This window comes from Pseudooceanicola atlanticus (assembly GCF_000768315.1).
Taxonomy (GTDB): Bacteria; Pseudomonadota; Alphaproteobacteria; order Rhodobacterales; family Rhodobacteraceae; genus Pseudooceanicola; species Pseudooceanicola atlanticus.
This window is the reverse complement of the sequence record NZ_AQQX01000006.1, coordinates 48,679-60,865: the sequence shown is the minus strand read 5'-3', so window position 1 is coordinate 60,865 and position 12,187 is coordinate 48,679. Positions and strand designations below refer to the sequence as shown.

General features: G+C 65.4%; 14 protein-coding genes and 1 tRNA gene. 10 read left to right on the top strand and 5 right to left on the bottom strand.

Annotation, left to right across the window (positions count from 1 at the left end):
* Positions 1-121 precede the first annotated feature (121 nt).
* The 5 genes from ATO9_RS14890 (at position 122) to ATO9_RS14870 (ending at position 5,047) form a co-directional block, all read left to right on the top strand.
* Positions 122-412: an SCP2 sterol-binding domain-containing protein gene (locus ATO9_RS14890; protein ID WP_043750784.1), complete on the top strand. Its 291-nt coding sequence runs from the start codon at positions 122-124 to the stop codon at positions 410-412.
* An 18-nt stretch (positions 413-430) separates the two neighbouring features.
* Positions 431-1,405, top strand: a complete 975-nt coding sequence (locus ATO9_RS14885; protein WP_043750782.1) for an alpha/beta hydrolase — start codon at positions 431-433, stop codon at positions 1,403-1,405.
* Positions 1,406-1,691: 286 nt separating this feature from the next.
* Positions 1,692-3,512, top strand: a complete 1,821-nt coding sequence (locus tag ATO9_RS14880; protein ID WP_043750776.1) for a M3 family oligoendopeptidase — start codon at positions 1,692-1,694, stop codon at positions 3,510-3,512.
* A 1-nt stretch (position 3,513) separates the two neighbouring features.
* Positions 3,514-3,747 carry a hypothetical protein gene (locus tag ATO9_RS14875; RefSeq protein WP_043750773.1) on the top strand — a complete coding sequence of 78 codons (234 nt, stop codon included), beginning with the start codon at positions 3,514-3,516 and terminating at the stop codon, positions 3,745-3,747.
* A gap of 112 nt (positions 3,748-3,859) precedes the next feature.
* Positions 3,860-5,047 carry a dipeptidase gene (locus tag ATO9_RS14870; RefSeq protein ID WP_043750770.1) on the top strand — a complete coding sequence of 396 codons (1,188 nt, stop codon included), beginning with the start codon at positions 3,860-3,862 and terminating at the stop codon, positions 5,045-5,047.
* Between the two features lie 106 nt (positions 5,048-5,153).
* Here ATO9_RS14870 and rpoH read toward each other — a convergent pair whose 3' ends face one another.
* Positions 5,154-6,050: an RNA polymerase sigma factor RpoH gene (rpoH, locus tag ATO9_RS14865; RefSeq protein ID WP_043750767.1), complete on the bottom strand. Its 897-nt coding sequence runs from the start codon at positions 6,048-6,050 to the stop codon at positions 5,154-5,156.
* Between the two features lie 312 nt (positions 6,051-6,362).
* Between rpoH and ATO9_RS14860 the strand changes: the two genes are divergently transcribed.
* The gene (locus tag ATO9_RS14860) at positions 6,363-6,977 is read left to right on the top strand and encodes a DUF4386 domain-containing protein (protein ID WP_043750765.1); all 615 of its coding nucleotides are present in this window, start codon (positions 6,363-6,365) and stop codon (positions 6,975-6,977) included.
* A 20-nt stretch (positions 6,978-6,997) separates the two neighbouring features.
* Here ATO9_RS14860 and ATO9_RS14855 read toward each other — a convergent pair whose 3' ends face one another.
* Positions 6,998-8,011, bottom strand: a complete 1,014-nt coding sequence (locus ATO9_RS14855) for an RluA family pseudouridine synthase (protein ID WP_043751052.1) — start codon at positions 8,009-8,011, stop codon at positions 6,998-7,000.
* Here ATO9_RS14855 and ATO9_RS14850 point away from each other — a divergent pair.
* Positions 8,004-8,339, top strand: a complete 336-nt coding sequence (locus ATO9_RS14850; protein ID WP_043750760.1) for a DUF6476 family protein — start codon at positions 8,004-8,006, stop codon at positions 8,337-8,339. The two genes, ATO9_RS14855 and ATO9_RS14850, sit on opposite strands and share 8 nt — an antisense overlap.
* A gap of 79 nt (positions 8,340-8,418) precedes the next feature.
* Here ATO9_RS14850 and ATO9_RS14845 read toward each other — a convergent pair.
* Positions 8,419-8,495, bottom strand: a tRNA-His gene (locus ATO9_RS14845).
* Positions 8,496-8,578: 83 nt separating this feature from the next.
* Entirely contained in the window at positions 8,579-8,872 is a 294-nt protein-coding gene (locus ATO9_RS14840; protein WP_043750757.1) for a hypothetical protein, read from the bottom strand.
* Positions 8,873-9,086: 214 nt separating this feature from the next.
* Between ATO9_RS14840 and ATO9_RS14835 the strand changes: the two genes are divergently transcribed.
* The gene (locus ATO9_RS14835; RefSeq protein WP_043750753.1) at positions 9,087-9,287 is read left to right on the top strand and encodes a DUF6324 family protein; all 201 of its coding nucleotides are present in this window, start codon (positions 9,087-9,089) and stop codon (positions 9,285-9,287) included.
* A gap of 70 nt (positions 9,288-9,357) precedes the next feature.
* Here ATO9_RS14835 and ATO9_RS14830 read toward each other — a convergent pair whose 3' ends face one another.
* Entirely contained in the window at positions 9,358-9,831 is a 474-nt protein-coding gene (locus ATO9_RS14830; protein WP_043750750.1) for an MmcB family DNA repair protein, read from the bottom strand.
* A gap of 108 nt (positions 9,832-9,939) precedes the next feature.
* On the opposite strand from ATO9_RS14830, the gene ATO9_RS14825 reads away from it, so the two are divergent.
* A complete protein-coding gene (locus ATO9_RS14825) occupies positions 9,940-11,262 on the top strand; it encodes a hypothetical protein (protein WP_156127881.1) in 1,323 nt (440 codons plus the stop codon).
* Positions 11,259-11,993, top strand: a complete 735-nt coding sequence (locus tag ATO9_RS14820) for a COG3904 family protein (protein WP_043750743.1) — start codon at positions 11,259-11,261, stop codon at positions 11,991-11,993. Before ATO9_RS14825 ends, ATO9_RS14820 begins: the two co-directional genes overlap by 4 nt.
* The last annotated feature ends 194 nt before the right edge of the window (positions 11,994-12,187 follow it).

The window sequence follows — 12,187 nt, the reverse complement described above, 5'->3', positions numbered from 1 at the left end:
GCAACGACAAGTTTGGAAAAATGCATAGAGACGCCCATAACACCTAGGAGTGTAGCGTTCATAATGGGGATTGTTAGCCCCGTTGTAACCCCTCTGGGCCAAATTCGAGGAAAGGTGAACTATGAGTGATGTGATTAACGCCGCTGTGGCGGCGCTTCAGGAAAAGATGAACGGCGAAAGCTTCAGCGGCACGGCCAAGTTCGTGGTCGAGGGCGAAGGCGCCATCATGATCGACGGATCCGAGGTCCGCGCCGGCGATGAAGAGGCCGATGTGACCCTGACCGCCGACCAGGACACCTTTCAGGAAATCCTGTCGGGCGAACTGAACCCGACGTCGGCCTTCATGACCGGCAAGCTGTCGGTCGATGGCGACATGGGCAAGGCCATGGCGCTCGGCTCGGTTCTCAGCTGAGGTCTCAAGGGGAAGATCATGGATCAGGCACCGTTCTTCGACGATGTGGCCGAAGGGCCCTCCGGCGGCCAGGCCGTCTGGGCGAAAACCTCTGACGATCTGCGCATTCGCGTTGGCTGGTGGCGGCCTGCCGACACGGCCAGCGAAAAGGGCACGGTCCTGATCTTCCCCGGCCGCACCGAATATATCGAGAAATACGGTCGCGACGCCCGCGTCCTGACCGAAGCAGGCTATGCCGTGATGGCCATCGACTGGCGCGGCCAGGGGATTGCCGACCGGATCACCGACAATGCGCTGATCGGGCATATCGGCCTGTTCCCCGATTACCAGTACGACGTTGCCGCGGCACTCGATGTCGCGACGCAGGTCGGCCTGCCGCAGCCCTGGCATGTGCTGGGCCATTCCATGGGCGGCTGCATCGCGCTCCGCTCGGTGATGGAGGGGCTGCCGGTGAATTCCGCGATCTTCTCCGCCCCGATGTGGGGCATCCGGCTGGCCGCACCGACGCGCCCCGCCGCCTGGGTCCTCAGCTGGAGCGGCTCGCGACTGGGCCTCGGCCACCTGATGTCGCCGGGCACCAAGGAGGCGCCCTACCCGCTCGATGCGGAGTTCGAGGGCAACAAGCTGACCTCGGACCAGGACATGTACGATTACATGCGCCGCCAGCTGAATACGCATCCCGATCTCAGCCTCGGCGGGCCGTCCCTGCACTGGCTGGGTCAGGCGCTCGCCGAAACCCTGCACCTGGCGCGGCGTCCCTCGCCCGACATGCCCTGCCTGACCTTCCTGGGCACCGAGGAACAGATCGTCGACCCGTCCCGCGTCCATTCCCGCATGGATGCCTGGCCGGGCGGAGAGTTGGTGATGCTTGACGGTGGCCGCCACGAGGTGCTGATGGAAACGCCCCAGCTGCGCGACGAACTTTTCGCACGCCTGCTGGATTTCCTGGCCACCCATGCCGAACCTTCGCCCAGGGCCGCCAAATCGGCCTGAGGTCCGGGGCACAGCCTGAATCCGGCTTACGGCCCGCATCGTCGCTCGGCCCGACGGCACGCGTGACGTTCGCTGAATAAACCCGGCCCCCTGAGCACCGCCCGGCGGCAACGCGGGGCCGCGCCGCCCCGCGCGATGCAGCTTGATCGCATATACCCGACGACCATCGCCCTAAACCGGCTCAGACGGCCCGATCCCCCCGCGACACATCCCCCGCCGCCCCTTTCCGGGGTTGTCGCTGCCTTCGCCCCCGCCTATCTCTGGCCCAAAGAGCGAAGGAGAGACCATGATAGCCCATCCCCGTCCCGTCCATGACGCCAACGCCCCCAAGGGCGGCAAGGATTTCGGCAATCTGCCCGAATGGGACCTCACCGACCTCTATGCTTCGGACGATGCGCCCGAGATCCAGCGCGATCTCGACTGGCTGAAAGAGGAATGCGCCAGCTTTGCCGCCGATTACGAAGGCAAGCTCGCCGATCTCGACGCCCAGGGCATGCTCACCTGCATCCAGCGCGACGAAAGGCTGACCACGGTCTCCGGACGCCTGATGTCCTATGCCGGTCTGCGCTACTACCAGCTGACCACCGATGCCGGCCGGGCCAAGTTCCTGTCCGACATGCAGGACAAGATCACCACCTACACCACGCCGCTGGTCTTCTTCTCGCTCGAACTCAACCGCCTTGCCGACGACCACCTGGCCGGGTTGCTGGCCGAGAATGCCGACCTCGCCCGCTACAAGCCGATCTTCGACCGCATCCGCGCGATGAAGCCCTACCAGCTGTCCGACGAGATGGAGAAATTCCTGCACGACATGGGCGTCGTCGGCGATGCCTGGGAAAAGCTCTTCGATGAAACCATCGCCGGGCTCAGCTTCTACGTGAACGAAGAGGAACTGGGGCTCGAGGCCACGACGACCCTGCTGACCGACCCCGACCGCGACACGCGCGAGGCCGCGGCCCAGGAAATCGCCCGCGTGCTGGGCGACAACATCAAGACCTTCGCCCGCGTCCACAACACCCAGGCGAAAGAGAAAGAGGTCATGGACCGCTGGCGCGGCATGCCGACCGCGCAGACCGGCCGCCACCTGTCCAACCAGGTCGAACCCGAAGTGGTCGAGGCGCTGCGCAATGCCGTGGTCAACGCCTATCCCCGCCTCTCGCACCGCTATTACGAGCTCAAGCGCAAATGGCTCGGCCTCGACCGGATGCAGGTCTGGGACCGCAACGCGCCGCTGCCGATCGAACCGCCCAAGACTGTCGACTGGCCGACCGCGCAGGACATGGTGATGTCCGCCTATGCGGGCTTCGATCCGCGCATGGCCGATATCGCCGAACCGTTCTTCACCAAGGGCTGGATCGACGCCGCCGTGAAACCCGGCAAGGCCCCCGGCGCCTTTGCCCACCCCACCGTGACCGACGCGCACCCCTACGTGATGCTCAACTACCTGGGCAAACCGCGGGACGTGATGACGCTGGCCCACGAACTGGGCCATGGCGTGCACCAGGTGCTGGCCGCCGAACAGGGCGAATTGCTGTCCTCCACCCCGCTGACGCTGGCTGAAACCGCGTCGGTCTTCGGGGAGATGCTGACCTTCCGCAAGCTGCTGGACGAGGCCAAGTCACAGGCCGAACGCAAGACGCTGCTCGCAGGCAAGGTCGAGGACATGATCAACACGGTCGTGCGCCAGATCGCCTTCTACGATTTCGAATGCAAGCTGCACGAGGCGCGCCGCGGCGGGGAACTGACCCCCGACGACATCAACGCGATCTGGATGTCGGTGCAGGCGGAAAGCCTCGGGCCGGCCTTCGACTTCATGGACGGGTACGAGGTCTTCTGGTCCTACATCCCGCATTTCATCCACTCGCCCTTCTACGTCTACGCCTATGCCTTCGGCGACGGGTTGGTGAACGCGCTCTACGCCGCCTACACCGAGGCGCCGGAAGGCTTCCAGGACAAGTATTTCGACATGCTCCGCGCGGGCGGTTCGAAACACCACAAGGAGCTTCTGGCCCCCTTCGGCCTGGATGCCTCGGACCCGACCTTCTGGGACAAGGGCCTGTCGATGATCGAAGGCTTCATCGACGAACTGGAAGCCATGGAGGACTGACATGTCCCGCAAATCGCAACCGGAGACGCCCGATTGGCGCACCCGGCTGCGGCGGGCCATCCGCTGGGTCGAGACACGGGTGCCCCCGGGCCTCCGCTCGCTCCTCGGTCTGCTCCTGATGGTCGGCGGCGTCTTTGGGATGCTGCCGATCCTCGGCTTCTGGATGTTCCCGCTGGGCGTCGCGCTGATCTGGATCGACCTGCGCGCGCTCTGGCGGCATTTCCGCAACGGCTGACGCTACGCAAACATAGCCGCGCCGCCCCGATTGCGCTTACCCTTCCGTCAAACATGCCGGCCCCTTGTGCGCCCTGCGCGCCGAACAGGCCGGACCATAACGGAGGGACCCCATGTATCGCTTTCTCGTCTGGCTGGCCCGGATCGTCCTCGGCCTTGTCGTCCTCGCCATCATCGGCGTCATCGGCTTCTGGACCTTCGCGCCCGCCTATGTCGGCGCGCAGCGCAACAACGTGCTGGATCACGACCCCTTCCCCGTCAGCGAAGAGGCCGCCGCCCTGCATGACACGCTAATCGTCGGCGACTGGCACGCCGATCCGCTGCTGTGGAAACGCGATCTGACCGAACGCGGCGACTGGGGCCAGGTCGACATTCCCCGCCTGGTCGAAGGCAACGTGGCGCTTCAGGTCTTCACCGCCGTCACGAAAAGCCCCGCCGGCCAGAATTACGAGGAAAACTCGGCCGAAACGATGGACAACATCACCCTGCTGGCCTTCGGTCAGCGCTGGCCGATGCGTACCTGGACCAGCCTGATGGAGCGCGCGGTCTATCAGGCCCAGAAGCTGCATGGCTTCGCCGAGGCCGACCCGCGCCTGACCGTGATCGAAAGCGCGGCCGACCTCGATGCCGTGCTTGAGGCCCGCGCCGCCGGCGAAGACGCCATCGGCGGCATCCTCGGGATCGAGGGCGCCCATGCGCTGGAAGGCAATATCGACAATCTCGACCGCCTGATCGCCGAAGGGCATCGCCTGTTCGGCCTGCACCATTTCTTCGACAACGCCCTGGGCGGGTCGCTGCACGGCGAAGGCCAGGCCGGGCTGAGTGATTTTGGACGCGAGGTCGTCACCCGCGTCGCCTCCGGCCCATATATCCTCGACCTGGCGCATTCCAGCCCGCAGGTCGTGCGGGATGTCATTGAAATGACGGACATTCCCCTTGTCGTCAGCCATACCGGCGTCACCACCTTCTGCGAAACGCAGCGCAACCTGCCCGACGACCTGATGCAGGCCGTGGCCCAAACCGGCGGCACGATCGGCATCGGCTACTGGGACGAGGTCGCCTGCGGCCAGATCACCCCCGAGGGCATTGCCTCCATGATCGCCGCCGCGGTGGAGCTGTTGGGCGAGGATCACGTCTCCCTCGGCTCCGATTTCGACGGTTCGGTCGAGACGGCCTTCGACACGTCCGAACTCGCCGCGCTGACGCACGCCCTGCTGGCCCAGGGCATGAATGAGGATCAGATCGCCAAGATCATGGGCGGCAACATGGTCCGCGTCCTGCGCGCCCGGCTGGGCGGCTGATAGACACAACCCCACCGACACGAAAAAACCCGGCGCGCCCTTCGGCGGCCGGGTCTTTTCATGTCTTAGGTCCGGCTTCGGGCGCGTCACAAGCGCCCCGCCCACATCACGCGGCGGGCAGCATGCCCTTTTCCTGCGCCAGCTCGCGCATCCGCAATTGCAGCTTTTCGAAGGCCCGCACCTCGATCTGGCGGATCCGTTCGCGCGACACGTCGTATTGCGCCGACAGGTCCTCCAGAGTGATGGTCTCTTCGCTCAGGCGCCGCTGGGTCAGGATATCGCGCTCGCGTTCGTTCAGGACGTCCATCGCCTCGGCCAGAAGGGCCCGGCGGGTGTCCATCTCGTCACGCTCGGCGTAATCCTCGGCCTGGTCGGCATCCTCGTCCTCCAGCCAGTCCTGCCATTGCATGGTGCTGTCGCCTTCGGTCCCGACGGTCGCGTTGAGGGACGCATCGCCCCCCGACATCCGCCGGTTCATCGAGATCACCTCGTCCTCGGTCACGCCCAGATCGGTCGCGATCTGCTTGACGTTCTCGGGCCGCAGGTCGCCGTCCTCCAGCGCACCGATGCGGGCCTTGGCCTTGCGCAGGTTGAAGAACAGCTTCTTCTGCGCGCTGGTCGTGCCCAGCTTCACCAGGCTCCAGGACCGCAGGATATATTCCTGGATCGAGGCGCGGATCCACCACATCGCATAGGTCGCCAGGCGGAAGCCCTTTTCGGGGTCGAACCGCTTCACGGCCTGCATCAGGCCGACATTGGCCTCGGAGATCACCTCGGCCTGCGGCAGACCGTAGCCGCGATAGCCCATGGCGATCTTCGCGGCCAGCCGCAGGTGCGACGTCACCATCTGGTGCGCCGCTTCGGTGTCCTGTTCCTCGACCCAGCGTTTGGCCAGCATGTATTCCTGCTCGGGCTCCAGAAGGGGGAACTTCCGGATTTCCTGCATATAGCGGTTCAGACCGCCTTCCGGCGTCGGGGCCGGCAGATTGGCATAATTACCCATACCCTGTCCTTCTCACATGCCCTCTTTCATGGGCTTCACAAGCCCAATGTTTAGGGCGTTAACATCCAGATAGGAACGCCACAGACCGTGTTCAAGTCCGTTAGTTCTCATTTATTAACGCACCATGAAGCGATTTCGGTCGCGAGCGCATGCACATTTCGGCCATTTCACGCCGATGTGTCGCCCCGTGCGCCCGGGGTGAGGGGCTGAAACATCTCACATGCGTTTTCGCATGGAATGCCTGCCGATTTGGTGAGTTCCTATGTTTTCCCGCATGGAATACCCCCTAACCAACCCAGTCAGGAGGTCACAATGCCCCGAACACCCCAAATCGCCCGCCTCGCCGGCCTGTCCTATCTCGGCATCATCGCCTTCGGCATCACCGCCGAACTCGCCCTGCGCGGCCCGCTGATCGCCGCAGGCGCGCAGGCCATCACCGAAAACGCCACGCTCTGGCGTCTCTCCATCGGGGCCGACCTTGTCATGGCGACGCTCGACATCACCCTCGCCCTGCTGCTTTTCACCCTGTTCCGCCCGGTGAGCGAGGGCATGGCCCGCGCCGCCCTGGTCCTGCGCCTTGTGCAGATGACCATCGTCGCCGCCCATCTGCCGCTTCTGGCAGAGGCGCTCGGTTCCGCCACACCGATGGCCCTGATCGACCGCCATGCGGCGGGCTATGACCTGGGGCTGTGGTTCTTCGGGCTCAACAGCCTCGTCATGGCCTGGCTGCTGCACAGGGCCACCGCGCCGCGCCTGTTGTCGGGCCTGGTCGGGGCGGCAGGGCTGGTCTACCTCTTCGGCAGCGCCACCCGCTTCATCGCGCCCGAGGTCAACGAAGCTATGCAGCCCGCCTACCTGGTCCCGCTTCTGGCAGAGCTTGGATTTGCGCTGTGGCTGCTGCGCGGCGCCCGCCAACTTACGAAGTAAGTCAGCATGACTCACACGACCTAACGCCTTAAAACCGCAAGCAATTCCGCCATATCGTCGGGCAAGGGCGCTTCGAACCGAAGCGCCCGACCGTCCTCGGGATGGGCGAAACCCAGGACCGCCGCATGCAGCGCCTGACGCGGGAAACCGTTCAGCGCCTCGGCCACCTCCGGCCCCACCGTCTTGCCGGCGCGGCGACGTCCGCCATAGACCGGATCGCCCACCAGCCCGTGCCCGGCATGGGCCATATGCACGCGGATCTGATGGGTTCGTCCCGTCTCCAGCCGGCATTCGACCAGCGCGGCGACCGTGAAATCCTCCAGCAGCCGCGCCCGCGTCACCGCGTGCCGCCCGCCGGTGAAACAGACCGCCTGTTTCTGTCGATCGGTGCGGTGCCGGGCCAGCTGCGTGGTCAGTTTCAGCACGCCGCCCGGTTCGAAACTCGCCCCTTTCACGCCCCGCAGACGCGGGTCCGCCGGGTCGGGCACACCATGACAGACCGCGAGATAGGCCCGCTTTGCCGTATGTTTCTCGAATTGCGCGGCCAGCGCATGATGCGCGCCATCCGACTTCGCCACCACCAGCAGACCGCTGGTTTCCTTGTCGATCCGGTGCACGATCCCGGGGCGCTTTTCGCCGCCGATCCCCGACAGGCTGTCGCCGCAATGGGCCAGCAGCGCGTTGACCAGCGTCCCGTCCGGCGTGCCCGGCGCCGGATGCACCACCATGCCCGCGGGCTTGTTCACCACGATCAGCCAGTCATCTTCATAGACAACGTCCAGCGCGATGTCCTGTGCGACCGTTTCAACCTCCGCCGCCGCCTCCAGCGTGATGTCGAAGACGTCGCCCTCCTCGACCTTGGCCTTGGGGTCCGTCACCGCCGCGCCGCCCGACAGCACCTGCCCCTCGGCGATCAACCGGCCCAGACGGGTGCGCGACAGGGCCGCCGCCTCTGGCACATCCCGCGCCAAGGCCTTATCAAGGCGGTTGGGCGGATTGGCCCCGATACGAACGGAAAGAACCTGCGTGGACACGGATTCATCTGACACGGACACACCTCTCGACGACGACCACCCCGATATTCCGCATCTCCGCTTCCTGCGGGCGCTGGTGACGGTGCTGGCCGGGGTAATGATTGTCGGGCTTCTAGTGCTGATCCTGCTGATTGTCATCCGTTTCCGCGAGGGCGGCACCACCCTGCCCGCCCTGCCCGATGCGATTACCCTGCCCGAAGGCGCCATCGCCCAGGCGATCACCGCCGGCCCCGGTTGGTACATGGTGGTCACGGATGATGGCCGCGCGCTTGTCTACACGGCCGATGGCGAGCTGACCGGCACCACGCAACTGCCCCTGCCCGAATAACGGACCCGGAAAACAAAACAGCCCGCAAAGGCGGGCCAACCGCCTCAATCGGCGCTGTTTTCAAACTGTCAGGGGGGAGTGGTACCGCCTCCCCGGCTTGAACGGGGGACCTCTGGATCCACAATCCAGCGCTCTAACCAACTGAGCTAAGGCGGCACGTGCAGGGGCAATTACAGATGTCCCGCACCGATTGCAAGACGTCTATGACAGGAAATCTCACCGGGGGGAAAAACCGGGCCTCAGCCCGCGACAACCGCCATGATCCGGTCGCTGACCGATCCGGCCGAGGGAACCTCGATCCACTTCGCACCGGAGGTGCCGCCGGGCGCCTTGCCCATGAAGTGCGACGACCCCGTGGGGGCTGCGATCTGACCTTCGAGCGAGCTTTGGAACTTGTTCAGCTTCTTGCCGAGCATTGCGCCCACTTCGTCGGTCGAGCCCATTGTCACCCCCAGGAACACCGGCACGAGCAGTGTCAGTTGCAGGGATGCGGAGCCTTTTTCTTCTGCGACGAAACGTCGAATGAATTTCATTTGGGGGTTTCTTCCCTCGGATGTCTTGGAAATCAGCTTTCAACCGAAAGGTGACGAGATTGTGGCCATGTCATGTCAACATTGTTCAAAAGACTAAAAAATCTCCTTTAGGTTGCACTAGTTCAAATCCCGTCCGTATGGCCCTGTTTTCGTGCCCACTTGAAACTTTTTCCCCGCCGCGATAGCCAAGCCCATCTCGAAAACGGAGGCGCCCATGGGCATCGATACGGAACGCGATATCGAAGCAAATCTTCAAATCGGCCCGACCGACGCCGGTATGGTCCGTCTCTTCATCGAGGCTGGCACGACCGAGATTCCGATGGATTTCGAGCCCGACGAGGCTCGCGAAATCGCCGAGGAAATCCTGGCCGCCGCCAAGGCCGCCGAATCCGTGGGACGCAAGAAAAAGCGCTGATCCGTAACGAAGGGTCTAGTCGCAACCTGCCAACAACAGGTTAACGTTTTCCGAGGGCCCGTCCGTCGCTCTACGCCGTGAACCCCACGCCAGACGGCCCGCCCGGATCGCGATACCCCTGCAGGCGCCGCGCCGTGTCGCGGGCGAATTTCAGCGTCATCGCCTTGCGCCGGGCGCCCGCCAGCTTGGTCTCGCCCGGCATGCGCAGGATCTCTCCGCCCCAGGCATCGGCCAGGATCAGCCCGGTCTCGTCCGGCAGCAACTCAACGGGGAAATCCGGGCCAACCGCCCAGAAGAACCGGTCGCAGAACTCCAGGTAGCCCTGCCATTTGTGATCGGACATGTAATCGGCGCGCGAGGATTTGCATTCCACGCACCACAGCTCTCCCTTGGGGCCCAGCCCCATCACGTCGACCCGCAGGCCACGTCTGGGCACGAACTCCTCCAGGCAGCCGAAATCGTGGCTCGCCAGCAGGCGGCACACGCCCCTGGCGATCACCTGTCCGGGCTGCATCAGAGCCAGATCCGAGGTCACGTCGCTCATGACGCCATGATGAACATTTCGTGAACAAACGCAACCCCACGAGACCCGCACTGGCGTAACGCCCTGTCGCGCCCTATTTTCATCCGAATGCCAGACCGGGGGGACCAAATGACCGACAGAACCGATCGCGGCGCGCGCATGGCGCGCGAGCTAGAGGGCCATCTTGGCTGGCTCGACAGTTTCACCGGTGCCGCCCTGGGCGTTCTGTCCGTGGCCTCGGGCATCTACACCTATCTGGGCGTCTCGACCCTGCTGGACGGCGATGGCGCGATGAAGGCCTTTGCCGCCATCGCCTATTCCGTCGCCGTGTCGACCGGCATCTTCGTCTTCTGGTCCTACATGATGCGGCTCTTCCCGGCGATGCGCACCGCCCGTTCGCGGATGGGCCTGCTGGGGGCCATGGGGCTTGGCTCGCTGGCCATCGTTGCCATGTCGTCCTGGCTGAACGCCGCCGCGCTGGCCGGGGCTGCCGCGGTCGAACAGCACCTCGCCGAAACCGTGCAGGATTACCAGGGATCGCTGGAACGCGCGCACGAAATTGCCCTGTCCGCCCAAGGGCTTGAGCGGGACGTCGCCCGCGTCCGCCAAAGCTTCGAAGACCTGTCGGAGCAGGAGGCCGCCGGCACCCTCTCCGGCCTCGCCGGGCGCGGCGCCGTCTTCCGGGTGCTGCGGCAGAAATCCAACGAACTCGCCGGTCTCGAAGACCAGATCGCCGAACAGGACCCGCTCGTCGCCGCCGCCTTCGCCGAGGGCAATGCGCTGCTGTCCCGCATGCGCGCCCTGACCGTCGAACCCGGCCCGGTCGAGGGGCGCTCGGTCGAATTTTCCGAACAGGCCGTGCGCCTTGCGGGTATCATCACCCGCCTGCGCCAGCTGTCCGTCGCGCCTCTGGTGGAGCGTGCGGCGCAGGACCTCGCCGCCTCCGTCGTGCTGCCGGAACTGGACGGCCGGACGGAATCCAATCGTTCGGATCAGTCGGCCACGATCACCTCCGTGCTCGACGTGCTGGCGCAGCGGGCCGAAACCCTGCAACGCGCCGCCGCCGAGGTCATCGCAATGCCACCCCCGGCGGAATCGACCTACACGCCGATCTCGGCCGCCGATGCGGTCATCCTCTATGCCCGCAACTTCATTCCCTCCTGGGCCGGGGCCATCGCCATCGACCTTTTGCCCGCCGTGCTGGTGCTGATCATCGCGATCACCCAGGGCCTGATCCGCCTGGGCCGCGAGGGCGCCCCGATCGAGGACACGATGACCATCGCCGAGTTGCGCGCCGCCCTTCACGCTGCCCGCGAGGTCGACGCGGCCTTCCTGGCCACCCCGGCGGCAACGGCCCCGCCCCCCGAACCGGCTTCCTCGGAACAGGCATCCGCACCCGAACCGGCAGAGGACACGCCCCCCGCCACCCCGCGCCCCGAGGACAAGGCATGATCTCCGACCAGGAAAAGCTGCGCCCCGTCCGCCGCATGCTCACCGGCGTGCTGGCCTTTCAGCTGGTCCTCGCCGCCTTCCTGTTCCTCAGCGATATCGGACGGGATTTCTCGCTGCCGACGACCGGCCCCCGGGCGCCCGGCTTCGAACAGCCGACCCGGCCCGGCGACCAGACCCGGCGCTATGACCCGACCATGCCTGCCGGGCCCGGCGTCGAAACCGGGCCGATGCCCGACCGGCTGATCCTCGATCCTGTCGATGGCTCCGTCGCGCTGCTGACCGGCCGGATCGAGGCGGGCGATGGCGAACGCATCGCCACGCAGATCGCGGCCTCCCCCGCGCCCACCATCGCGATCCATTCCCCCGGCGGGTCGGTCCGCGACGCGCTCGAGATCGGCCGCGCCATCCGCCAGGCCGGCAAGGCGACGATCATCCGCGACGCAGAGGTCTGTCTGTCGGCCTGCCCCTACATCTTCGCCGCCGGCACCACCCGCACCGCGGCCGAGGACGCCCGCATCGGCGTGCACCAGCATTACTACGGCGAAAACACCCTGCTGCCCGCCTTCCTCGCCGTGCAGGACATCCAGCGCGGCCAGGGCGAGGTCATGCGCCATCTCGACCAGATGGGCGTGGACCCGATGCTGCTGACCCACGGCCTGTCGACCCCGCCGCAAAGCATCTACATCCTCACCCGCGAGGAACTGGAAAGCTACGATCTGGTGACTGAGTAAGCCTCGCGATCACGGACGTTCAACTGGTCCCGCCGGCGAAAGGGCTCTGCGCCCGCGCCTGCCCCATGCCGATCCCGCACCGATGCAATACCGATGCGATACCGACGTAATACCGACGTCCCGTTCGGTGCCTTAACGCGGTTTCTGAGGATACGGAAAATCGCCCCCTTGTCGGACCGGGATGCATGGCCTAT

Bases quoted from the DNA above. Each gene is read 5' to 3' on its own strand.
- ATO9_RS14860 (WP_043750765.1), top strand. From the start codon at position 6,363: ATGCCCCGAACACCCCAAATCGCCCGCCTCGCCGGCCTGTCCTATCTC.
- ATO9_RS14830 (WP_043750750.1), bottom strand. From the start codon at position 9,831: ATGAGCGACGTGACCTCGGATCTGGCTCTGATGCAGCCCGGACAGGTG.
- ATO9_RS14835 (WP_043750753.1), top strand. From the start codon at position 9,087: ATGGGCATCGATACGGAACGCGATATCGAAGCAAATCTTCAAATCGGC.
- ATO9_RS14890 (WP_043750784.1), top strand. From the start codon at position 122: ATGAGTGATGTGATTAACGCCGCTGTGGCGGCGCTTCAGGAAAAGATG.
- ATO9_RS14880 (WP_043750776.1), top strand. From the start codon at position 1,692: ATGATAGCCCATCCCCGTCCCGTCCATGACGCCAACGCCCCCAAGGGC.
- ATO9_RS14885 (WP_043750782.1), top strand. From the start codon at position 431: ATGGATCAGGCACCGTTCTTCGACGATGTGGCCGAAGGGCCCTCCGGC.
- ATO9_RS14825 (WP_156127881.1), top strand. From the start codon at position 9,940: ATGACCGACAGAACCGATCGCGGCGCGCGCATGGCGCGCGAGCTAGAG.
- ATO9_RS14820 (WP_043750743.1), top strand. From the start codon at position 11,259: ATGATCTCCGACCAGGAAAAGCTGCGCCCCGTCCGCCGCATGCTCACC.
- ATO9_RS14870 (WP_043750770.1), top strand. From the start codon at position 3,860: ATGTATCGCTTTCTCGTCTGGCTGGCCCGGATCGTCCTCGGCCTTGTC.
- ATO9_RS14840 (WP_043750757.1), bottom strand. From the start codon at position 8,872: ATGAAATTCATTCGACGTTTCGTCGCAGAAGAAAAAGGCTCCGCATCC.
- rpoH (WP_043750767.1), bottom strand. From the start codon at position 6,050: ATGGGTAATTATGCCAATCTGCCGGCCCCGACGCCGGAAGGCGGTCTG.
- ATO9_RS14875 (WP_043750773.1), top strand. From the start codon at position 3,514: ATGTCCCGCAAATCGCAACCGGAGACGCCCGATTGGCGCACCCGGCTG.